Source organism: Clostridium lacusfryxellense (assembly GCF_018861735.1).
Classification (GTDB): domain Bacteria; phylum Bacillota; class Clostridia; order Clostridiales; family Clostridiaceae; genus Clostridium_AD; species Clostridium_AD lacusfryxellense.
Genome location: NZ_JAHLEB010000020.1, coordinates 1 through 23,320, shown reverse-complemented (window position 1 = coordinate 23,320; position 23,320 = coordinate 1). Strand labels below are relative to the sequence as shown.

Below are 23,320 nucleotides of genomic sequence, written 5' to 3'. Positions count from 1 at the left end.
GGATAAAGGAGGCATATAAAATGTCGAGTAAAGAAATGGTGGAAATATATATATTAAATAAAAGATATTCTGTACCTTCAAGCCTTACAATCATGGATTCCATGGAATATGCAGGATACCAATTAGTAAGAGGATGTGGGTGTAGGGGCGGCTTTTGCGGTGCTTGTTCCACAATATATAGAATTAAAGGCAAGAATGAATTAAAGGTATGTTTAGCATGTCAAACTAAGGTAGAAGATGGCATGTATCTTACTCAATTGCCATTCTTTCCAGGAGACAAAAGAGATTATGAAATGAATGAACTCGCGCCAACGGCTGATACAATGATGAATCTTTATCCTGAAATATATAGTTGCATTGGTTGTAACTCATGTACTAAAGGTTGCCCACAGGGTCTTAATGTTATGCAATATATTGCGTATGCTCAAAGAGGAGAGATTGAAAAATGTGCTCACGAATCATTTGACTGTGTTATGTGCGGAATATGTGCTTCTAGGTGTCCTGCAAATATTACTCATTATCAAGTAGCGATGCTTGCTCGAAGGCTTACAGGTAAATACATTGCACCTGAAACAAAAGATTTGACAAAAAGGGTAAAAGAAATTCAAGAAGGTACGTATGATGATTCGATAAAAGAATTAATGATTAAAAGTATAGATGAATTAAAGGAATTATATAACACAAGGGATATTACAAAGTAATCATAAACAATAAATCTCATAAAATATAGTTTTATAAGGGAGGTATTTTAATGTATACAGCAGAAATGAGGGTGCTAATAAAGAAGGTTGAGGCCACCCGTGAGGAAAGATTAGGAGTTCAGTTTCCAAGGATGAGTGCTAAGGAAAAGGAAGATATATTAAAGGAAAATTATCCTGATTATAAGGAGCATGAGTTCAAAAATCTAAGGGTTGGACCTAGCAAAGGATCTAAGGTTCCATTAGAACTTGCAGAACTTATTGAAGCAAAAAGTAGACTTAAAAATTTAGACATGGATTTAACTAAATTAGACTATGATGTTGATGTTTTGATAATAGGTGGAGGGGGATCCGGAGCCTCAGCAGCTCTAGAGGCCCACAAAAAAGGAGCCAATGTATTGATTGCCACAAAATTACGTTTTGGTGATGCCAATACGATGATGGCTGAAGGTGGAATCCAGGCTGCAGATAAGCCAGATGATTCTCCAGAAAAACACTTTTTAGATGTAATGGGCGGCGGACATTTTACAAATGTAAAGGAACTTGTTAGTGCTCTTGTAATGGATGCTCCGGGAGCAATCAAATGGTTAAATGAACTTGGAGTAATGTTTGACAAAGAAGAAGATGGCACGATGGTTACTACCCACGGAGGTGGAACCTCAAGAAAGAGAATGCACGCCGCAGCTGATTACTCAGGAGCTGAGATCATGCGTGTGCTTAGGGATGAAGTTATCAACAAAGGTATTGAAGTTGTGGAATTCTCACCTGCTGTGGAGATAATACTCGACAAAGATGGTAAAGCTGCTGGAGCTGTATTATTTAATATTGAAACAGAGGAATATTTAATAGCAAGGGCTAAAACCGTTATTATAACTACTGGTGGTGCGGGAAGACTTCACTATCAAGGATTTCCTACAACAAATCATTATGGAGCTACAGCAGATGGGCTAATCCTCGGATATAGAGCAGGAGCAGAACTTATTTTCGCAGATGCTGTTCAGTATCACCCTACAGGAGTAGCATATCCCCCTCAGATTTTTGGAGCACTTGTTACAGAAAAGGTCCGTAGTTTAGGGGCAACACCTCTAAATATTGATGGTGAACAATTTACTTATCATCTTGAAACAAGAGACGTAGAAACATCTGCATTAATTAGAGAATGTCATGTAAGAAATAAGGGTATTGAAACAGCTGCTGGGGAAAAGGGTGTGTGGCTTGATACGCCATTAATAGAGTTAATTAACGGAGAAGGAACCATTGAGAAGAGACTTCCTGCAATGCTTAGAATGTACCAAAAATTCGGGATTGATATGAGAATAGATCCTATAATTGTATATCCGACCCTCCATTATCAAAACGGAGGATTGTTAATTGATGAAAATGGTCAAACAAAAATAGAAAACCTTTATGTGGCAGGAGAGGCTTCAGGTGGAATTCACGGTCGTAACAGGTTAATGGGTAATTCACTATTAGATATTATTGTTTTTGGACGTAGAGCTGGAGCACATGCAGGTGTGAATTGCAAAAATGTTAATATGAAAGAACTAAGTCTTGAACATGTAAAAAAATACCACAAAAGTCTTGAAGAAAACGGAATAATTACAGATAAAATTTCTCCTATGTTACTTCCACATTATACTCATGGAAGAGAAAATGATAAATAATTACTAATACTATGAACGGTAATGATATAATAATAGAAAGTTTAAATTTAAAGAAAGATACTTAAAATAATCTTCACAAGATATAAATGGAAGGGGTTGTAGGTTCATGCGTAAAGTAGATGTAAAAGAAATTGAAAATGCTTTAAAAGATATGAGTATAAAGACCAATTTTTATGTGGGAGACGATGTTTTAGACGCGTTTCATAAAGCCGAAAAAGAAGAAACATCTCCTGTAGGAAGAGATATAATAAGTAATTTGCTTAAAAATGCTGAAATTGCTAAAACTGACCAAGTGCCAATTTGTCAGGATACAGGTATGGCTGTAGTATTTGTAGAAGTAGGTCAAGAAGTTGAGTTAATAGGTGGAAACATTACAGACGCTATTAACGAAGGCGTAAGACGCGGCTATAAAGAAGGATATTTAAGAAAATCTGTTGTTGCAGATCCACTTCAGCGAAAAAATACAGGGGATAATACTCCAGCAGTAATATATTATGATATTGTACCAGGAGATAAAGTTAAACTAACTATAGCGCCAAAAGGATTTGGCAGTGAAAACATGAGTAGATTAAAAATGCTTAAACCATCAGATGGGTTAGCTGGTGTACTTGATTTTGTTGTAGAGGCAGTTTCACTTGCAGGTCCAAATCCATGCCCACCAATAGTCGTAGGTGTTGGAATTGGTGGAACATCAGATAAAGCAATGTATCTTGCTAAGAAAGCATTAACAAGAAATATTGGTAGTCATAATGTTGCGGAGCATTTAAAAGAAATCGAGTTAACTTTACTAGAGAAAATTAATGCACTAGGAATAGGACCTCAAGGACTAGGTGGAAATACTACAGCCCTTGCCGTTAATGTGGAAGCTTTTGCAACACATATTGCTGGATTACCTGTTGCAGTAAATATTAACTGTCATGTGGCAAGACATGCAGTAACAATTATATAGGGAGGGATAAAGATGGAAATCAAACATATAACTACTCCGCTAACGCAGGAGAAATTAAAGGATTTAAAATCAGGGGATAGTGTTTTAATATCAGGAACTATGTATACAGGAAGAGATGCAGCCCATCAGAGGCTAGTTGATGCAATTAATAATGGCGAACAGTTACCTTTTGATCCAAAAGATGCCATTATATATTATGTAGGACCTGCTCCAACTAAACCTGGAAATGTAATAGGTTCTGCTGGACCAACTACTAGTTATAGAATGGATGATTTGACTGTTCCACTTCTTGAACTAGGTCTTACTGGAATGATTGGGAAAGGCCTTAGAAGCAAAACGGTAGTAGATTCAATGATGAAAAATGGTGCTATTTATTTTGCTGCAATAGGAGGCGCTGGAGCTCTCATTTCTAAATCAATAAAAGAATGCGAAATTATTGCTTTTGAAGATTTAGGTCCTGAAGCCGTTAGGAAACTTACGGTAGTAGATTTTCCAGCAGTTGTTGTAATAGACGCCGAAGGTAATAATCTTTATGAAACAGAAAGAAAAAAATATCAAAAATAAATACACTGTTAACATAAAATAATAAAATCTAAAGTCCGCTCATATCTTATTACAGATATGAGCGGACTTTTTGATTTCTAGTACATATAAAATCAATTATATATTTTTATATAAGAAACTTTTACAGTATAAATTAATAGTATATGAATAAAAGATTAGAAAACAAAAATATTATACTGTGCTTATAGTAATGAGGCTCATAAACATTAATATAAGTATAGTTATATTAATGAGTAGTAAATTATAAGGGGGAGATTCTTAATGAAAGTTCTATTATGTGTTAGGCAAGATTATTATAGAAATTTTGCAGTTGATTCTATCAAGGTAATTAAGACCGCGGAATATTTGCGCAAATTAGGGGTAATCGTAGATATAAATGATGGTAGTATATATGACTATTCAAAGTACGATTTAGTTCATTTGTTTAATATTGATACCACTGGAGAAACATATAAATATTATAAGATAGCACATTTTTATAAAAAGATTTTAGTAATATCACCTATGCATTGGGATATGAAAAAATATCAAATGTTAAATAATAAAACTGAAAGTATGGGTCTATATGAAAAGTGTAGTAGCTATAAGGAAGAAATTTTAAAAAAGAGTAAAGTTATAATTTGTAATAGTGAATTAGAAAAAGATATCATTAAGAAAGAATTTAATGTCAATACAAAGTGCACGGTTATCTATAATGGCGTACAAGTTGAAAACGATGATATACCTTTATATAATTTTACAGATAGGTATAATTTAAATAATTATGCCTTATGTGTGGGACGGATATGCGAGGATAAAAATCAACTTGCGTTATGTGGAATTTGCGAAGAACTTGGGAAACAATTAGTTTTGATAGGAAATGTTAATGACAATGAGTATCTTAAGAAATGTACAAACTTTAAAAATGTAATATATTTAGGTTTTATGGATAGCTATAATATATACAATGCATATAGATTTGCAAAAGTACATGTAAATCCTAGTTTTATAGCAATGCCAGGATTATCATCTCTTGAGGCAGCTTCAAGTGGTTGCAATATTGTATCAACAGAGGAAGGCTGTGCAAATGAATATTTTAAAGATATGGCCATATATTTTAATCCTTCTGAAAACAGTAGTTTGTTTGAAGCAGTAAAGAAAGGGTTTGAAAAAAAGAAGGATAATATTCTTAAAAATTATGTTAATGAAAATTATAACTTTGAAAAAACAACAAATGATTTATATAAAACTTATTTAGAAATTATTGGTTAAAGATTTTCTTATATTATGCTGTAACGAAAAGTATATATTGCTGGAATGCGTTCACTTCGGTAAGAAATTCTAAAATTTATTTTATATGCATTTGCTGAAAAATATAAACTCGCTGACGCTCAAACATATATTTTTTTTAACGCAATTGCAGATAAACTAAATTAAGAATTACTACACCTTGTTCAAACGCATTCTACGCAATATATACTTTTGTTAGCATAATGTAAGAAAAAACTTTAATATTAATTAAAATATAATTTTTGAGAGTTTAAGAAAATTTAATGTGTAAACAAAGTTCTTCCCTTAAGTCACATTTTAATAATATCCATATTGATTTATAAAAATCAATGTTATTTATAGTCTTTTGTTTTATTCGTATTTTTCTTCAATCTCGCCTTACTCAAATACATATTAGCAAAATGGAGTACAAAATAAACTATCAGTATATCTATTATAAGAGTAAAGATATCTATACTCTCTGTCATAAATAGTGTTTTATAAATTGGTGTATTATGAATAGTTAAAAATGATAATGGATAGCCCAAATAAGTTGAGTGAGCATCTACTGATTGTGAATTATATGGAAGAACATAAGCTATAAATAAAGTTATCCACGCTGACCTTGCTAAATTATAATTTTTTACAATGCATTCCTAACTGATAGTATAAATTTGGCTCTATCCAGAGGATTGACACCAATTCTTTCCCTCGAGGATCCTAATTCTAACGGGCAAGGCTCATATCCTGCAAATCCAGTTGTGATTATTGCTTTTCCGGAAGCAATTTTGCTTAAGTCCCCTGGATATTCAAGTGAGGTCGATACAGGCATTTTACCTTGTATAGTAAAAGTGTTGTTGTGGATTAAGGGAGTATCAAAACTTCCTCTCATTTTTATAATATCATTTAAAACTCTTCCGCCTACATTTTCAGGTACAGTTATTCTAAACTTAATTATAGGTTCTAGAAGTGTAGTTCCTATTTCATTTAGGCCTCTCATTATTCCCATGGCAGCAGAAGTTGCAAAGTCTCCTGAACGTGAATGCATTACATGATCTTCACCTTCTATAAAGGTTATTTTTAAATCTGTCACAGGCCAGCCATGAATGCCTTGACTTAATATTTTATCAAGATTATCTTCTATTTCTCTCTGATACTGTATCTTTACTTTTTCAGTTCTTACTAAAGATTCATAAACAACTCCACTTCCTTTTGGTAGTGGCTCTATTAAAAATTCAACTATAGCCCAACAGGGTTTGGGCATGGTGTAACGTGATTCACCATATACAGTTGCTATAGGAGTCTCTCTGTAGATGACCGATGGAATGCCAAAGGTAACTTCTAAGTTAAATCTTTCTATTAATATAGCTTCGATATATTCTATTTGGATTTTACCCATAATCCTAAGGTGGATTTCTTTTTTTTCTTTTACCCATAACATGTTAAGAAGAGGATCTTCCTCTTGCAGCACAGTTAAAGCGTCTACTAGTCCTATATAGTCTTCTTTAGCTTTAGCATAAATTCTTAAGGTAAGAAGTGGCGTTGTAATAGTTTTTAGTTTAGGAATATGAGTTTTGCTTCCGAGTATATCGTATGCGCTACAATTTAAACCACTAACCATAACTAAATCACTACTATAAGCAGATTTTACATCAATGGGTTTTTGGTTAACAACTTTTTTTATCATAGTAACTTTATCACTTTTATTACTAGTTACATTTAAAATATCATCTCTAGTTGATATTGATCCGCTAAATATTTTTATATGAGCTATTTTACCTAATGTTTTGTTATGAGAAATTTTATATACTAGTGCAGAGAGAGCGCTGTTATCTAAATCTTCCGGTCCGGGAAGATAATCAATAATTCCATCAAGCAAATCTTTAATTCCTTCACCTTTTAGAGCAGTACCATAAAGAACAGGGTAGATTTCGCATTTAGTAGCTTGCACCACTATCTCATCTTTTAACATTCCCAGAGTTAATGTACCTTCAAAGAATTGATTTAGAATATTTTCATTAGTATCACCTAACATATCTATTATATTCTCAAGTGATTTTCTAAAATGTTCATCGTTTATTTCTAATACTTTTCTTTCGTAATTTACTTCATCAAATATGTTATTTACAATAAACACATTGTTTTTTTCATAGACGAATTGCAAGGGCACAAGCCTACTTGTAAGAAGCTTTTCCATATCACTAATAACTTTAGTTGGAGAGGCCCCGATACGGTCAAGTTTATTAATAAAGAATATGGAAGGAGTATTCAATTCCTTTAATGCATTAAAATATACTTCTGTTTGGGGCTGCACTCCTTCTACACTTGATAATACCACTATAGCTCCATCTAGAACTCCAATACTTCTTTCTACCTCAGAACTAAAATCTATGTGCCCAGGGGTATCTATAACATGTACATTAATCCCTTTGTAAGTAAGATCAGTTTCAGCAGCTTTTACTGAAATCCCTCTTTGCTTTTCCATATCTAAAGAATCCGTATGGGTAGTGCCTTTATCTACGCTGCCAAGAATTCTACTAGAACCACTTTGAAAAAGCAATTGCTCAGTTAAGGTAGTTTTTCCAGCATCTACATGGGCAACTATTCCAATATTTCTAATACTATTTTTAATAGTCATATTTATATCTCCATTAGTTGATTTTTTAGGCAATGCTACCTAAGGTTAACAATCAGGAGGCAGCAAGTCTATTTTTTATTATATTGCATTAATTTCTTTGTGTCTATGGTTATAAAACACGAAAATTCAATAAAAAATTTTGTTTTATTAAGATAAAATCTTTTTATCTCTTAATTTATGACAACATTTATTGTATAATAAGATTTAGAAGACTTATTAGGAGCGATGCAAATGAAGAAGATTGAATTACTAGCACCTGCCGGCAGCATGGAGAGCGTATATGCTGCAGTGCAAATGGGGGCAGATGCAGTATATATTGGTGGAAGCAAATTCTCAGCAAGAGCTTATGCTTTTAACTTTGATGAAGAGAATATAACTATTGCAGTAGATTATTGCCATATTTATGGAGTAAAAGTATATGTTACATTAAATACATTGGTAAAGGATAACGAATTAAAAGAAATTATGGAGTATGTAGGATTTTTATATACCGTAGGAGTAGATGCGTTGATACTTCAAGATACGGGGTTAATATATTTAATAAGAAATAATTTTCCTGATTTTGAAATTCACGCATCAACGCAGATGACAATTCATAATGGTGAAGCTGCATTATTTTTAAAGGGGATGGGGTTCACAAGGATAGTTCTCTCAAGAGAACTTAGTATAAAAGAGATTAGTTATATATCTAATACTTTAAAAGTAGAAACAGAAGTTTTTATCCATGGAGCATTATGCATATGTTATTCTGGACAATGCCTTATGAGTAGTATTATTGGAGGCAGAAGTGGGAATAGAGGTAGGTGTGCACAACCATGTAGATTACCATATACACTTATAGATAAAACCTCAAAAAAAGAACATAAGGCATACATTTTAAGCCCTAAAGATATTTGTACAATAGATAACTTAAAAGATATAGTAGAAAGTGGAACATCTTCAATTAAGATTGAAGGAAGAATGAAAAGAGCAGAATATGTTTCAGGCACGGTAGAAATATATAGACGAGAGCTAGATAATATATACAATAACAAAACACAAAAATTAGATAGAGATACAAAAGTTTTAAAACAATTATTTAATAGGGAAGGGTTTTCAAAGGCTTATTTATATGGTAATAAAGGAAAAGACATGATGGCATATAAAGTTCCCAAAAATTCTGGATTACCGATAGGTATAGCAAACGATGAGTTGTCAGTAACCCTTTTAGAAAACATAGCACTAAAAGATGGTGTAATGTTTTTGGAGGATGGTTTTTCCGTATCTAAAATTATAAAAAATGGAATAGAGGTCGAAAATGCATTAGCAGGGGAAAAGGTTTTATTAAAACCGACTAAATATAAATCTGGAAATCTCTTATATAAAATATCCGATGCCAAGTTAATGGATGAGCTTTCTAAGAGTTATAACGATATATTTAAGAGGAAAATCGAAATAAATCTCTCCATTGAATTTAGTACAAACAAACCACTAAGTATAAGCACAACTTATATGGGCAAAAACTTTAATGTTAAGGGCGATGTGGTTCAAGAAGCATTAAATAAGCCACTAGAAAAAGAACGTATAATCAAAAGTTTATCTAAAACTGGAGATACTCCTTTTAAAATAAACGAAGTAGAGTTTAATAACTTTGATGAGGGTTTTGTGCCTATGGCATCATTGAATTTAGTACGTAGAGAATTAATGGATCTCGTTCAAAAATATATAATAGGTAAATATAAAAGAGACAACAATCAAACACAAGTTAATTATAACAAAGGGCTTAGCATATTGTTAGAGAAGGATTATTTTGAACCTAATGAGAATAAAGATAACATTATACCTGAAACGCTTATATATGTTACTAGGGAGGAGCAATTAAGGGCAGCTATTGAATTGGGGTTTAATGATATTGCTATAAATCCTTTTATGAGACAATGTGACATAGAGTTTGAGAAATATGATGTTAATATATACATTAAGGTTCCTAATATTATTAAAGGCGAATTTGAAGGTATTTGTGAATATATAGATAACAACATAGATAAAGTAAAAGGAATTGTTACTGCTAATTTAGGGATAATTAGTAGGTACAATAAAAAGATAGCAGTAATTGGAGATTATAAGTTAAATGTCTTTAATAGCTATGCTGGAGATTTTTACAAAGATTTCTTAATTGGAACTTGCATTAGTGCAGAACTAAATGCTATGGAAATTAAAAAGATTGCGTCTAAGAGTTCTTTGCCTCTTCAAATTATGGTTTATGGAAAGTATGAACTTATGGTTAGTGAGTACTGTGCAATTGGAAGTGTTTTTGGTAATAAGAGTGATAAAAAGGCTTGCAGCGAGAATTGCGTAAAAGGATCTTATAGTCTTAAAGATAGAAAAGGTGAAGAATTTAGAATAGATACAGACAAATATTGTAGAAGTTATATCTACAACAATGTTCCTGTCAATTTAATTCCTAACATAGAAGAAATAAAGAAAAATAATATTTCATCTTTTAGGTTAGATTTTATTCATGAAAGTTATGAAGAGACTATTGAGGTTCTTAGTAATTTTATAGAAAGAAGATGGCAAGGAGAATTTAAAAACTTTACAAGAGGGCATTATAAAAGAGGAGTCGAATAAATATTTATTATCAAGTTTAATAACAATTGAAAGATGGTGAAATAGTGAACATAAAATCATTAAAAGTTTTAGAATATTTTAAAATTAAAGATAAAATTAAAGAATATGCAAAAACGACCGCAGGTAAGGATATTATAGAAGGGTTAGAACCTTACACTAATATTTATGAAGTGAAAGAACATCTACAGGAAACCAACGAGGCACTACTGCTTTTATCTAAAAAAGGAAGTGCTCCATTTGAAGGCATATATGATGTTAGAAGTGCGTTAATCAGGGCATCTAAAGGAGCCTCACTAATGCCAACTGGGCTTTTGAGGATAGCTCAAATGCTAAGGTGTGCTAGGTTATTTAAGAATTATGTTGGAGAAGCTGGGGACAATGATAAATCTAGAGTTTTAGAAGATATATGTATTGGAATTGTCCCAATAAAAAACTTAGAAGATGAAATTTTTATAGCAATAATAAGCGATGATGAAATTTCCGATAGGGCTAGCAGTTTGCTTTTTAGTTTAAGAAAATCACTAAAAGAGAAAAATGCGTCTGTAAAGGAAAAGGTGATATCACTTGTTAGGTCTAATGCAAAATATCTTCAAGAGAGCATTTATACTATAAGAGGAGACAGGTACGTAATTCCTGTTAAGATAGAGCATAAAGGTAGTGTTCCAGGGCTTGTTCATGATCAGAGTTCATCTGGAGCTACATTATTTATTGAGCCAATGAGCTTAGTTAACTTAAACAATGAAATTAAGGAAATAATGCTCAAGGAAAAAGCTGAAGTTGAAAGAATTTTAGCTGAGTTATCCTATAAAATATACGAAAATATAAATATTGTTCAAAATAATGCAAATATAGTATGGGAATTAGATTTTATTTTTGCAAAGGCAGGATATGCAATAGAACTTAATGCTATTATTCCAACAGTTAACGAAGATGGTATAATTGATATAATTGAAGCAAGGCATCCTTTAATTGATCCAAAAGAAGTAGTTCCTAGCAATATTTATCTAGGAAAAGAATTTACATCACTAGTAATAACAGGACCAAACACTGGAGGTAAAACAGTAACTCTTAAAACAGTAGGATTAATTCAGTTAATGGCTATGAGTGGAATATTAATTCCTGCTAGAGAAGGTTCAATGGTAAGTTTTTTTAATGAAATTTTCGCAGATATAGGAGATGAGCAAAGCATAGAGCAAAGCTTATCTACTTTTTCTTCTCATATGACTAACATAGTAAATATAATTCAAAAAGCAGATAAAAAATCCTTAGCTTTATTTGATGAATTAGGAGCAGGAACAGATCCAACAGAGGGAGCTGCTCTTGCTGTTGCAATTCTTGAAAATTTAAGAGCAAGAGGCACTAAGGTAGTTGCAACAACTCATTACAGCGAATTGAAAGGTTATGCTTTAAAAACTACAGGAGTAGAGAATGCCTCCGTAGAATTTAATGTAGATACTCTTAGCCCAACATATAGACTGATAATCGGAGTTCCAGGTAAATCAAATGCTTTTGAGATTTCAAGAAGACTCGGTCTACCTGATTATATTATTAAAACTGCTAAAGAAAATATTTCAAAGGAGACTTTGGATTTTGAAGAATTAGTTCAAAGTTTACAGGAAAAAAGCATAAAGGCAGAACGGGATGCTAGGGACGCAGAAAGTCTTAAATTAGAAGCTAGTACGCTCAAAGAAAAGTATCAGGATAAATTATACAAATTACAAAATATTAGAGAAAATGCAATGTACGAAGCCCAAAGGGAAGCCAAGAGACTTATAAAAGATGCTAAGGAAGAATCGGATGTAATTCTTAAAAATATGAGGGAACTAGAAAAACTTGGATATTCATCAGAAGCAAGGCAAAAACTTGAAGAAGAAAGAATGAAAATTAAAAATAAACTTGAAGACTTAAATAAGCATGTAGAAAAAAGTAGTGATGAACTAGGAGAAAAGATAAAAAATGTAAAACAAGGTGAAGAGGTATATTTACCATCGCTTAACCAAAAGGTTATTGTTATTTCTAAACCTGATAAAAAAGGTGAAGTGCAGGTTCAAGCAGGTATAATGAAGATAAATGTTAAGGTAGAAGATCTTCGTGTATCAAAGCTTAGTGATGAAGACAAAAAAAAGGCAAAGATAATTAGAAGAGAGATGAACCTTAATTTAAGGAGTGTATCAAGTTCTGTAGATTTAAGAGGGATGGATTCAGAGGAAGCTACGTTTACTGTAGATAAATATTTAGATGAAGCTTATTTGGGTGGACTTAAAGAAACTACAATTATTCATGGCAAGGGTACAGGTGTTTTAAGAAAAACTATAACAGATATGTTAAAAAGACATGGTCATGTTAAAGCTTATAGATTAGGTAATTATGGTGAGGGCGGTAGTGGAGTTACTGTAGTAGAACTTAAATAAACAATAATTAAAAAGGACGGGTAGGTATGATTATTGTAAGTGCATGTTTGTGTGGTGTAAATTGTAAATGGGACGGTGGTAATAACCTAGATGCACGAGTCCTTAAACTTTTAAAAGAAGGTAAAGCTATTCCTGTATGTCCAGAACAACTAGGAGGGCTAGAAACTCCTAGGGAGCCTTGCGAAATTGTAAATGGAATTGGGGTTGATGTGCTGGGAGGAACAGCTAGAGTTAATGGATCTCGACAAAATAATGATGTAACGGCAAACTTTATAAAAGGTGCATATGAAACCTTGAAAATTGCAGAAGCAGTTGGAGCTAATATTGCAATTTTAAAGGCTCGAAGTCCATCATGTGGGGCTAATTTGATATATGATGGTACTTTTAGTGGTTGTAAAATAAATGGTAATGGAGTAACAACTCAGTTATTATTATCAAGAGGAATTAAAGTTTTTACAGAAGAAACTTTAGATGAATTAGAATTATAACTTAGGGGGGAAATAATATGAACTATAAGGATGTTTTAAAAGATGCTAGAGGAAATTTAAATAAAAGCTGTAGGGTTTGTCCTATATGTAATGGAATTGCTTGTGCTGGAGAGGTACCTGGAATGGGTGGCAAAGGAACTGGAGATGCTTTTAAAATAAATATAGAATCTTTGGAATCTTACAAATTAAATATGAGAACTATACATGATGCAAAAAATCCAGATACCACACTTGAATTGTTTGGTAGGAAAATGGATATTCCTGTATTTGCAGCTCCTGTATCTGGAACTACATTAAATATGGGAGGTAAATTTAGCGAGGAAGAGTACATATCCTGGGTAATTAGTGGATGCCTAAGTGGAGGTGTTTTCCCAATGGTTGGAGATACTGCTGTAGATTCTTTTTTAACAACAAATCTTTCAGAACTTGAAAAACAGGGTGGAAACGGTATTGCAATAATAAAACCTTGGGAAAATGCAAATGTTATAGGCAAAATTAAATTAGCTGAGGAAGCAGGTGTTTTTGCTATAGGTATGGATATCGATGCTTGTGGCCTTATTACTTTAGCACTTGCAGGTAAACCAGTTATGCCTAAAAATGTAGATGAAATTAAAGAAATTGTTAATTCTACGAAACTCCCATTTATTCTAAAGGGAATAATGACAACGGATGAAGCAAAACTTGCGGTAGAAGCAGGCGTCGCTGCCATTGTAGTGTCAAATCATGGAGGCAGAGTATTAGATCAAACCCCAGGAGTAGCGGATGTACTCCAAGATATTGCACAAGAAGTTAAAGGGAAAGTGATTATATTAGCTGATGGAGGAGTCCGAAGTGGTGCTGATATACTCAAGATGATAGCACTAGGTGCAGACGCTGTACTTATCGGTAGACCTTTTGTAACTGCATCATTTGGAGGCAAGGCGGAAGGCGTAAAATCTTACATTGACTACCTAAAGGGTGAGTTAAAGTCTGCGATGGTCCTTACAGGGTGTAAATCTATCAAAGATATAAATAGTAGGATTTTATATTAATCTAAATTAGGAGGAGGAATTATAAATGCCGACATACTCAGTAGTATCTAAGGAGATAAGAGAGTGTATAAAGCAATACATAAAGAGCGGTGAGGCAGTTGAGATATCCGACTCTTTAGAATATAATAATATATTATACAGAGAAATAATATTTTTTAAAAAATGGACTAAAAATAATTCGAAAGTATATTTAGGTTATCTTTACATTAATGAAAAAAATGAAATTATTTCACAAAAATCATTACAAGAAAGATTAGCAAAGTTAGCTTATTTTTCAGAAATATTTTATAATACAGCAAACAAAAGTTGTATAGTGAATGCATATCAAGATGAAGTTGCAATTCAAAATGATGATAAAAATTATAAACTAGTAACTGATGGATTAGATATATTAACTAAAGATGGGATAGTGCAGTCAAAGCAAGTAAAAGAAATGGTCTATAAATTGCCTGAAATTCGCGAAAAAAATAATGAAATTTTAAAAATTCTTATTTCTAAATCTGAGGAATGTAAGAATGAAAAAAAATACTTTAATATGAATATTATGGAAGAACTATTACCAACATATAAAGATGCGTTAAGTATAAATCTAAAGAAGATAAGATTAGTATATTCAGCAAGGGAATTTTATGAAAATATTAAAATAAGTTCTGAAAAGAAGAGAAAGCAAATTCCTATTAGGTTTAATCCTAAATTAACCAAACCCTTAATAAAAGTAAGTTATATGATGGAGTTTTTTATTAAAGTGGTTAATAGTTGTGAGACAATATGTGAAATGACGGACATAGAATATTTTAAATACTTAGAATCTATTGAAAAAGCAAATATTGATAATAGAGTAAAATTAAATAGAAGTAAAAAGAACTCCTAATTGGAGTTCTTTTTACTTCTATTCTACAGTTATGTAAACTGCATCTTCTTCTCTAACAACTTTTATATATTCAACTTCAGGATCTTCAGTTCCTTGAACGTATAATCCAGTGTTTTTTAATTTCTCAACATAATCTAAAATCTCTTGAGTTATTCTCTCACCAGGGCAAAGTATTGGAATACCTGGTGGATAAGCCATTAAGAATTCTCCACTTATCATACCAACACTTTTTTTGATTTCTACAGCAGTGTTTACGCTGTTAAAAGCCTCACGAGGAATTTGAACTTGCTCAGGAATACTAGGAATATCAATGAAATCGGATTTCTTTATGCCTTTACCATAATATTCGTTGCTTACTTCCCTTAAGGCTGTAAGTAATTTTTCCATGCCTCCCTCTGTATCACCAAAGGAACCAACTGCTAATATGTTATAAAGATCAGATAATTCCATTTGTATGTGATATTTATTAGAAAGTATCATATCCAAGTCATAACCTGTTATACCCAAATCTCTACATGTTATTGTTATTTTAGTTGGATCAATAGCGAAAGCGCCAAAGCCATTTAAAATTTCTTCTCCAAAACAATAAAATCCAGGGATTTTATTTACTTCACTTCTTACATAATTACATAAATCAATAGTTTTGTCTAAAAGCATCGTTCCATCTAATGCAATTTGACGCCTCGCACAATCAAGTGATGCCATTAGTATGTAGGAAGGTGATGTTGTGTGCATTAAGTTTATTAGCTGCTTAACTCTAGCTGGGCTCACGTATCTTGAATTAACATGTAGCATAGAGCTTTGAGTTAATGAACCTATAATTTTATGAGTGCTCTGACAACAGATGTCTGCACCCGATTCCATTGCAGATATTGGTAATCTATCATTAAATTTAAGATGAGGTCCATGAGCTTCATCAACTATCAAAGGAATGTCGTATTCATGTACAATGTCAACAATACTTTTAATATCAGTGGAAACTCCATAGTATGTAGGGTTAATTATAAGTACAGCTTTTGCATCAGGATTAGCCTTAAGGGTTTCTTCCACAGTCTCTGGAGAAACTCCGTGAGCAACACCAATTTTTTTATCTAATTCGGGTTGCATATAAACTGGTATAGCCCCTGATAAAATAATACCACCGGTTATTGATTTATGTACATTTCTTGGAACAATGATTTTCTCGCCAGATCCAACTACTGCCATAATCATAGCTTGAATAGCACCAGAGGTTCCGTGAACTGAGAAAAATGATGCATCAGCCCCATAAGCATCCGCAGCCAATTCTTGTGCTTTTTTGATAGGTCCAGTTGGGTGGTGAAAACTATCAACAAGTTTAAATACTGTAACATCAATTTTAAATGGGTTCTCCCCCATGAAATTTCTGAACTGTTCATCAGCTCCTATTCCTTTTTTATGTCCAGGAACGTGAAAAGGTAATGTTTCTCTGTCTACATATTCCATTAGAGCATCAAATAATGGAGTTTCATTTTGATTTAATCTATACAATTTATACACCCCTTTCAAAAGAATTTATATTAATCTTTATAAATTTCTATTTATATTATATTCATTGGCCAATTTATAATTATAAAGTATTAGATATGTAAATGCAATTATAATCATTTATAAATAATAAATATCACAAAAAAAGTCGTAACCGATAGGTAATTACGTATTATAAGGAAATAAAGTAATTAGAAATGTGTAAAAACAGGCTATTTGTAAAAAATGCCTTTTATTTGTAATGAATTGATAGTATAATATGATAGACTAAAGAGAGAGTAGAAACTTAGATAATAAATGAAAATAAATTTAAAAAAACCTAGGGGGTTAATATATGATGTACAAAGAGAAGTATAAAACTTGGGTTAACTCAAATTTTATAAATGTCGACTTAAAAAAAGAGCTTGAGCAATTAGTAGATGAAAAAGAAATTGAAGATAGATTTTATAAGGATTTAGAGTTTGGAACCGGGGGATTAAGAGGCGTAATGGGGGCAGGAACAAACAGGATGAATATACATACTATAGGTAAAGCTACTCAGGGGTTAGCTGACTATTTAAATTCAAAATACAAAGAAAATATATCAGTTACTATAGCATATGATTCAAGAAATATGTCAGTTGATTTTGCGAATGCCGCTGCCGAAACGCTTTGTGCCAATGATATTTATGTAAATTTATTTGAAGTTTTAACTCCAACGCCAATTTTATCATATGCTGTCCGTGAATTAAAAAGCAAAGCTGGAATTGTTATCACTGCATCCCATAATCCTAAACAATATAACGGTTATAAGGTCTATGGGGATGATGGTGGACAAGTTACTGATGAAGTTGCAAAAGATATTATAACTTGCGCTAACAGTATAGAAGATTATTCTAAAATCAAAACTATGAGTATCTGTGATGCGAAAACAAAAGGACTTTTAAAAATAATTGGAGAAAATATTTATTTGTCATATATGGATAAGATTAAAAAGTTAACTATTAGAAAAGACTTAGTTGAAAAATATGCTAATGATTTAAAAATAATTTATACCCCAATTCATGGATCTGGAAACATACCTGTGAGAAGAGTATTAAAAGAATTAGGTTATGGTAATGTTTTTGTTGTAGCAGAGCAGGAAATGCCAGATGGGAATTTTCCGACAGCACCATATCCTAACCCAGAAGACCCAAAAGTATTTGCATTAGCCCTAGAAATGGCAAAGGACATCAATCCAGACATTATTTTTGGTACAGATCCAGATAGTGATCGAATTGGGGTGGTAGTTAAGGGTAAAGAAGGGAAATATAAGGTGTTATCAGGCAATCAGACAGGTGTTTTATTAAGTGATTATATTTTAAAATCATTAAGTGAAACTAATAACTTACCTGAAAATGGTGTAGTAATAAAAACAATTGTTACCACTGATATGGTAGAAAGTATTGGAGAAAAATATAATGTCAACGTGATAGACGTGTTAACAGGCTTTAAATATATTGGCGAGAAAATTAAAGAGTTTGAAACTGAAGGAACTAAAGAGTTCATATTTGGATTTGAAGAAAGTTTTGGTTATTTAGCAGGAAATTTTGTTCGTGACAAAGATGCAGTAATAGCGGCAATGTTAATTTGTGAGATGACGCTTTTTTATAAGAATAAAGGCATGAGTTTGTATGATGCTTTGATTGAGCTATATAATGAACATGGATATTATGAAGAAAATCTAGTTTCAATTGAACTTGCTGGAAAAGATGGTGCAGAAAAAATAGGATATATCTTAGAACATTTAAGATCTTCAGTGAATGGATTCATAGGTGACAAGAAAATAGTAAAAAAAATAGACTATCGATCAGGCATTGAGGTAGATTTGAACAAAGCAAATGAAAAAATAATAAAATTGCCAAAATCAAATGTATTAAAATTTATTTTGGAGGATGGTTCTTGGTTCGTAGCTCGTCCATCTGGTACTGAACCAAAAATGAAAATATATCTATCCGTTAAAGGAAGTAGTTTAGCAAATGCTTCTGAAAAAATAATTGAACTTAAAAAGAATGTTATGTCCATTGTAGATGATGCATGTATAGATTAATTAACGAATTTATATAATGCCATAATTATCTTAGTATGATTTTATATGTTTACAAATTATACTCAATATATTAATATTAATAGAAACGCTTGAACCATAAATATATAAGGTTAGTAGGAGGTAGTAGGTATGGACAGTAAGACATATTTTTCTGAAAAATTATCAGCACTTCTTTTTTTAGAAATAAAAAAGAATAGCAAAATTAATGATTTCATAATTTCAGATGACATATATTTTCCGGTTAGAACTAATGAAATAATTCAAAAAGTAAAGAAAAAAGAAGATTTTGACAATATACCAGTTAATCTATTTATAGAAGGAATGTTCTATGTTTTAGGAGCAGATGAACTTTTTAAATATAATGAAACGTATAAAGAAATTATAAATTCTGTGCCCAATTCAATTGGATTTATTAAAGGAGTAATTTTTAAGGAGATTGAAAAAGAAAATTATGAAGAAGCATATATTATCTTAAAAGGATTATTGAGTATAGAAGAAACAAAAGAAAATTATGATAAGATTTTTCTAATAGTTGATAAATTAAGACTTACAAATATTATGTTTAAAGACGAGGAGTTAACCCTTATAGAAAAGGCTAAAAAAATTGCAATTTATAGTAATCCATATTTGTATGAAGCAATAGTTTTCGATAGTGAAAGTAAACATGATTTAGCTTTAATGGCAATAAGAAATTTTGTAGAGTTTGGTGGTGAACAAACCACAGAAGTTATTGAACTTAAAAATAATTTAGAAAACATAACAAATTTCCAAAAGGCAAAAGATTTAGTGCCAACTAATCCGAAAGAGGCACTCCAAATTTTAGTTCCTTTAATGGAACAATTAGGTGATAACGCCGATATATATTACCATAGTGCAGTAGCATATAGAATCTTGCAAAATCATGAGAAAGCTATCTACTATTTAAACGAAGCAGCTGCAATAGATAAGGATTTGATTGAAGTTGTAAATGAGTTTGGAATTAATTATGCTTGTCTTGAAAATTATGAGTTAGCTATACAGTACTTTAGGAAGGCATTTGAAGTTACAAAGTCTATTGAGATATGTACAAATCTTGTTATGTGTTATTTAAATATTAACAATATAGAGCAAGCAAGGTTACATTTAGATATAGCTAAAAAAATAGATCCAAAAGATGAAATTCTAGTTGAACTCGAAAATTTATTTACGGAGGGCAAATAATGGAAATAATTGAGTATTTTAATATTATAAAAAAGAGAATGCTATTAGTGATCCTTCTAACTTTAGGAGCAACGGTGCTTAGTGGAGTTTTAAGTTATTTTGTTATTACGCCTACTTACAAATCTGACATATCCGTTATAATCGGAAAAATAGAAAGTGATGCTTCAGTGTCACAAGATAGTTATAATGATGTAATAATGTATCAAAAATTGGTTAAAACTTATAGCGAATTTGCTGCTTCTAGAAGGGTTTCGGAACATGTTATTAAAGCACTTAGTTTAAAAATAGACCCAATTGAATTACAAAACATGGTGACAGTTGCACCTAAAGGAGATACTGAGTTTTTAACAATGACGGTTACTTCTAAATATCCTAAAGAAGCTATGGATATTGCTAATCAGTTAGCTAAGTCATTAAAATATATATCAAACGATGTTAAAAAAGTAGATAATGTTCAACTTTTAGATGAGGCGCTAGAACCTACATCACCAGCCAATCCTAATCCAAAGTTGAATATGGCAATTGCATTTTTCATTGGACTTATGGTTTCACTTGGAATAGCATTTTTATTAGAGTATTTAGATAACACAGTAAAAAGTCAAGAGGATATAGAAAAGTTAACTGGAATACCAGTTATAGGTATTATTCCCTTGAATTATGATAAACAATAGGAAGGTGAGAATATGCTAAAAAAATTAATAACATTAAAAAATCCGAAGTCTAGAACGGCGGAAGCTTTTAGAACATTAAGAACTAATATTCAATTCTCCTCCTTAGATAAGGTTCTTAAGTCAATAGTAGTTACATCGTCTGGTTCTGGAGAAGGTAAAAGTACTGTAATGTCAAATCTAGCTATAACAATGGCTGAAAGCGGCATGAAAGTTATTCTTGTAGATTGCGATTTAAGGAAGCCTTCAGTACATAAAAAAATGGGGATTACAAATTCTATAGGACTTACAAACATATTAGTTCAAGGAGTTAAGAAGGAGGACTGTGTGGTTAAGACAGAAGTTAACAACCTTAATGTGTTAACTAGTGGACCAGTGCCACCAAATCCAGCAGAGTTATTAGGCAGTAAAAAAATGAGGGATTTTATTGATGAGTTAAAAAAAGAATATGATTTAGTGCTCATTGATGCTCCACCAGTTCTTGCTGTAACGGATGCACAGATTTTGTCAACTATAGTAGATGGCGTGATTTTTGTTGCATCATATGGTGAAGCTCAAAAAAACGCATTAGTAGATGCTAAACATTTAATTGATAAAGTTGGTGGCAAGATACTTGGGATTGTATTTAATAAAGTACCTGAAGCTGTAACCGGATATCACGGTAAATATTACAAAGGCTATTATGGAAATGATAATTAGAATATTAGTAGGTGTAAATTTATGATAGATTTTCACAGTCATATAATCCATGGTGTTGATGATGGTTCAAAAACATTAACAATGTCTCTTGAAATGCTTAGAATTGCAGAAAATGAAGGTACTGAATATATTTGTGCTACCCCTCATTTTATTACAGAAGAATTTGAAATAAGCCGTGAGAAATATATTGATAAGTTAAATAAATTAATTTTGGCATCAAAAGAACAAAACATTAATATTAAAATTTTGTCTGGACTAGAGATTTATATGCACCCTAATTTGCCAAAACTATATAAAGAAAAAAGAATTTGGGGAATTAATGATACTGAGTACTTACTCATTGAACTTCCGATGGGCCAATTCCCAATGTATACAGAAGATGTATTTTATGAATTAATGCTACTGGGGGTCAAACCCATTTTAGCTCATCCAGAGAGAAATCTTAAAATTATGAAAGATCATGATTTGATTATCAATCTAATTAATCAAGGGGTGCTTATGCAAATCAATGCAGGAAGCCTATTTGGTGATTATGGTAAGGAAGTTAAGAAAACAGCTGTAGAATTTGTAAAAAGGAATATGATACATTTATTAGGCAGTGATGGGCATAATATTACTAGTAGAAAAACCAAAATAAAAGATGCTTATGATATTGTAAAAGATATAAACGAAGATGCTTATAATTGGATAAATAAAAATAAAACTATTATTATTAATAATGAACCTATGATGGAATTTTTAGAACTAAAACTTAAAAGAAAAAAAGGAAAAATTTCCTTCTTTAATATATTTAAATAAATTTACAAATAATGTTTAAACGCAAATATACATTATTTGATCGGAGTAGAATAATGAGAGTAAAAAAAGCTATAATACCAGCAGCGGGACTTGGTACAAGATTTTTGCCAGCGACAAAGGCACAACCAAAAGAGATGTTACCAATTGTTGATAAACCAACAATACAATATATTATAGAGGAAGCTGTTGCTTCTGGAATTGAGGAAATCTTAATTATAACGGGGAGAAATAAAAGAGCAATTGAAGACCATTTTGACAAGTCCATCGAACTTGAACATCAATTGGAGCAAAATGGCAAGGATGATGTATTAGAAATGGTAAGAGATATATCTAATTTGGCTAATATCTATTATATAAGGCAGAAAGAGCCTAAAGGGTTAGGTCATGCAATAAGTTGTGCAAAAACATTTGTAGGGGATGAACCGTTTGCTGTAATGCTTGGTGATGATGTAGTTGATAGTGACGTACCTTGTCTTAAACAACTTATAGACTGTTATGACGAATATGGAACTTCAATTTTGGGAGTTCAAAAAGTCCCAATGAGCGAAGTTAACAAATATGGTATAGTAGATGCATCGTCAGTAGGCGATAGAGTTTACAAGGTTAAAGATGTTGTGGAAAAACCTAAGACTTCTGAGGCTCCATCAAATATAGCTATACTTGGTAGATATATTATAACACCTAAAATATTTGATATTTTAGAAAATACCAAGCCCGGTAAGGGAGGAGAAATCCAACTTACAGATGCTTTAAAAACCTTAATATCAGAAGAAGATATGTATGCATATGATTTTAAAGGTCGAAGATATGATGTTGGAGATAAAGAGGGATTCTTAGAAGCTAATGTAGAATATGCACTCAAAAGAGATGATCTTAAAGAAGCTTTTATGAAGTATCTTTTATCTATTAAAGACAACGATATGTTCAAGGATCTTTATAATAAGTGCAATGATGAACAAAAATAGATAATATAGGTTATCTAAATATTAACAGGATAAATATATTATATATAATAAAAAAAGCCATATAGAACTCAATGTCATTAAGTTAAGAAATTAAACCAATAGTTTTAAAACAGAGTATGTTTAAAAATGCATACCTGTTTTTTTTATATAATTTTTTAAATAAATTCCAGAAAACTTTCAAAAAAGTGCTTGACAAATAGTAAAAAAAATGTGGCGAAGCCCCTTAATTACAAGAATTTTTAAG

Annotated in this window: 18 protein-coding genes; 16 read left to right on the top strand and 2 right to left on the bottom strand. The window is 31.7% G+C overall.

What is annotated here, in order from left to right; genetic code table 11:
* Positions 1-20: 20 nt before the first annotated feature.
* The 5 genes from KPL55_RS12785 (at position 21) to KPL55_RS12765 (ending at position 5,126) form a co-directional block, all read left to right on the top strand.
* Entirely contained in the window at positions 21-701 is a 681-nt protein-coding gene (locus KPL55_RS12785; protein WP_216307124.1) for a 4Fe-4S dicluster domain-containing protein, read from the top strand.
* Positions 702-751: 50 nt separating this feature from the next.
* A complete protein-coding gene (locus tag KPL55_RS12780) occupies positions 752-2,362 on the top strand; it encodes an FAD-dependent oxidoreductase (protein WP_216307123.1) in 1,611 nt (536 codons plus the stop codon).
* A 106-nt stretch (positions 2,363-2,468) separates the two neighbouring features.
* Positions 2,469-3,311, top strand: coding sequence for a fumarate hydratase (locus KPL55_RS12775; RefSeq protein WP_216307122.1), 843 nt, complete (start codon positions 2,469-2,471; stop codon positions 3,309-3,311).
* A gap of 12 nt (positions 3,312-3,323) precedes the next feature.
* Positions 3,324-3,875, top strand: a complete 552-nt coding sequence (locus KPL55_RS12770) for a Fe-S-containing hydro-lyase (RefSeq protein WP_216307121.1) — start codon at positions 3,324-3,326, stop codon at positions 3,873-3,875.
* A 261-nt stretch (positions 3,876-4,136) separates the two neighbouring features.
* Positions 4,137-5,126 (top strand): glycosyltransferase family 4 protein, encoded by a 990-nt coding sequence (locus KPL55_RS12765; protein ID WP_216307120.1) that lies wholly within the window; start codon positions 4,137-4,139, stop codon positions 5,124-5,126.
* Between the two features lie 640 nt (positions 5,127-5,766).
* On the opposite strand, the gene KPL55_RS12760 is transcribed toward KPL55_RS12765, so the two are convergent.
* A complete protein-coding gene (locus tag KPL55_RS12760) occupies positions 5,767-7,761 on the bottom strand; it encodes an elongation factor G (RefSeq protein WP_216307119.1) in 1,995 nt (664 codons plus the stop codon).
* A gap of 231 nt (positions 7,762-7,992) precedes the next feature.
* On the opposite strand from KPL55_RS12760, the gene KPL55_RS12755 reads away from it, so the two are divergent.
* Genes KPL55_RS12755 through KPL55_RS12735 form a run of 5 tightly spaced genes read left to right on the top strand, consistent with a single transcriptional unit; the run spans position 7,993 to position 15,172 of the window.
* Positions 7,993-10,371: a U32 family peptidase gene (locus KPL55_RS12755; protein WP_216307118.1), complete on the top strand. Its 2,379-nt coding sequence runs from the start codon at positions 7,993-7,995 to the stop codon at positions 10,369-10,371.
* 44 nt (positions 10,372-10,415) lie between these two features.
* Entirely contained in the window at positions 10,416-12,782 is a 2,367-nt protein-coding gene (locus KPL55_RS12750) for an endonuclease MutS2 (protein WP_216307180.1), read from the top strand.
* Between the two features lie 26 nt (positions 12,783-12,808).
* On the top strand, positions 12,809-13,270 hold the full coding sequence (locus KPL55_RS12745) for a 2-thiouracil desulfurase family protein (RefSeq protein ID WP_216307117.1): 462 nt from the start codon (positions 12,809-12,811) through the stop codon (positions 13,268-13,270).
* 17 nt (positions 13,271-13,287) lie between these two features.
* Positions 13,288-14,301 (top strand): alpha-hydroxy-acid oxidizing protein, encoded by a 1,014-nt coding sequence (locus KPL55_RS12740; protein ID WP_216307116.1) that lies wholly within the window; start codon positions 13,288-13,290, stop codon positions 14,299-14,301.
* Positions 14,302-14,326: 25 nt separating this feature from the next.
* Positions 14,327-15,172, top strand: coding sequence for a hypothetical protein (locus KPL55_RS12735; protein WP_216307115.1), 846 nt, complete (start codon positions 14,327-14,329; stop codon positions 15,170-15,172).
* Positions 15,173-15,190: 18 nt separating this feature from the next.
* Here KPL55_RS12735 and KPL55_RS12730 read toward each other — a convergent pair whose 3' ends face one another.
* Entirely contained in the window at positions 15,191-16,681 is a 1,491-nt protein-coding gene (locus tag KPL55_RS12730; RefSeq protein ID WP_216307114.1) for an aminotransferase class I/II-fold pyridoxal phosphate-dependent enzyme, read from the bottom strand.
* 334 nt (positions 16,682-17,015) lie between these two features.
* Here KPL55_RS12730 and KPL55_RS12725 point away from each other — a divergent pair, with 334 nt between their 5' ends.
* The 6 genes from KPL55_RS12725 (at position 17,016) to galU (ending at position 23,076) form a co-directional block, all read left to right on the top strand.
* Positions 17,016-18,746, top strand: a complete 1,731-nt coding sequence (locus KPL55_RS12725; RefSeq protein ID WP_281418853.1) for a phospho-sugar mutase — start codon at positions 17,016-17,018, stop codon at positions 18,744-18,746.
* Positions 18,747-18,875: 129 nt separating this feature from the next.
* Positions 18,876-19,946, top strand: coding sequence for a tetratricopeptide repeat protein (locus KPL55_RS12720; protein WP_216307112.1), 1,071 nt, complete (start codon positions 18,876-18,878; stop codon positions 19,944-19,946).
* Positions 19,946-20,617, top strand: a complete 672-nt coding sequence (locus tag KPL55_RS12715; RefSeq protein ID WP_216307111.1) for a YveK family protein — start codon at positions 19,946-19,948, stop codon at positions 20,615-20,617. Before KPL55_RS12720 ends, KPL55_RS12715 begins: the two co-directional genes overlap by 1 nt.
* A 12-nt stretch (positions 20,618-20,629) precedes the next feature.
* Positions 20,630-21,313: a CpsD/CapB family tyrosine-protein kinase gene (locus tag KPL55_RS12710; protein WP_216307110.1), complete on the top strand. Its 684-nt coding sequence runs from the start codon at positions 20,630-20,632 to the stop codon at positions 21,311-21,313.
* 21 nt (positions 21,314-21,334) lie between these two features.
* A complete protein-coding gene (locus KPL55_RS12705; RefSeq protein ID WP_216307109.1) occupies positions 21,335-22,111 on the top strand; it encodes a tyrosine-protein phosphatase in 777 nt (258 codons plus the stop codon).
* 53 nt (positions 22,112-22,164) lie between these two features.
* Positions 22,165-23,076: a UTP--glucose-1-phosphate uridylyltransferase GalU gene (gene galU / locus KPL55_RS12700; RefSeq protein ID WP_216307108.1), complete on the top strand. Its 912-nt coding sequence runs from the start codon at positions 22,165-22,167 to the stop codon at positions 23,074-23,076.
* Positions 23,077-23,320 lie beyond the last annotated feature (244 nt).

Excerpts from the sequence above, each read along its gene's own strand:
- KPL55_RS12785 (WP_216307124.1), top strand. The coding sequence starts at position 21 with ATGTCGAGTAAAGAAATGGTGGAAATATATATATTAAATAAAAGATAT.
- KPL55_RS12780 (WP_216307123.1), top strand. The coding sequence starts at position 752 with ATGTATACAGCAGAAATGAGGGTGCTAATAAAGAAGGTTGAGGCCACC.
- KPL55_RS12775 (WP_216307122.1), top strand. The coding sequence starts at position 2,469 with ATGCGTAAAGTAGATGTAAAAGAAATTGAAAATGCTTTAAAAGATATG.
- KPL55_RS12770 (WP_216307121.1), top strand. The coding sequence starts at position 3,324 with ATGGAAATCAAACATATAACTACTCCGCTAACGCAGGAGAAATTAAAG.
- KPL55_RS12765 (WP_216307120.1), top strand. The coding sequence starts at position 4,137 with ATGAAAGTTCTATTATGTGTTAGGCAAGATTATTATAGAAATTTTGCA.
- KPL55_RS12760 (WP_216307119.1), bottom strand. The coding sequence starts at position 7,761 with ATGACTATTAAAAATAGTATTAGAAATATTGGAATAGTTGCCCATGTA.
- KPL55_RS12755 (WP_216307118.1), top strand. The coding sequence starts at position 7,993 with ATGAAGAAGATTGAATTACTAGCACCTGCCGGCAGCATGGAGAGCGTA.
- KPL55_RS12745 (WP_216307117.1), top strand. The coding sequence starts at position 12,809 with ATGATTATTGTAAGTGCATGTTTGTGTGGTGTAAATTGTAAATGGGAC.
- KPL55_RS12740 (WP_216307116.1), top strand. The coding sequence starts at position 13,288 with ATGAACTATAAGGATGTTTTAAAAGATGCTAGAGGAAATTTAAATAAA.
- KPL55_RS12735 (WP_216307115.1), top strand. The coding sequence starts at position 14,327 with ATGCCGACATACTCAGTAGTATCTAAGGAGATAAGAGAGTGTATAAAG.
- KPL55_RS12725 (WP_281418853.1), top strand. The coding sequence starts at position 17,016 with ATGTACAAAGAGAAGTATAAAACTTGGGTTAACTCAAATTTTATAAAT.
- KPL55_RS12720 (WP_216307112.1), top strand. The coding sequence starts at position 18,876 with ATGGACAGTAAGACATATTTTTCTGAAAAATTATCAGCACTTCTTTTT.
- KPL55_RS12715 (WP_216307111.1), top strand. The coding sequence starts at position 19,946 with ATGGAAATAATTGAGTATTTTAATATTATAAAAAAGAGAATGCTATTA.
- KPL55_RS12710 (WP_216307110.1), top strand. The coding sequence starts at position 20,630 with ATGCTAAAAAAATTAATAACATTAAAAAATCCGAAGTCTAGAACGGCG.
- KPL55_RS12705 (WP_216307109.1), top strand. The coding sequence starts at position 21,335 with ATGATAGATTTTCACAGTCATATAATCCATGGTGTTGATGATGGTTCA.
- galU (WP_216307108.1), top strand. The coding sequence starts at position 22,165 with ATGAGAGTAAAAAAAGCTATAATACCAGCAGCGGGACTTGGTACAAGA.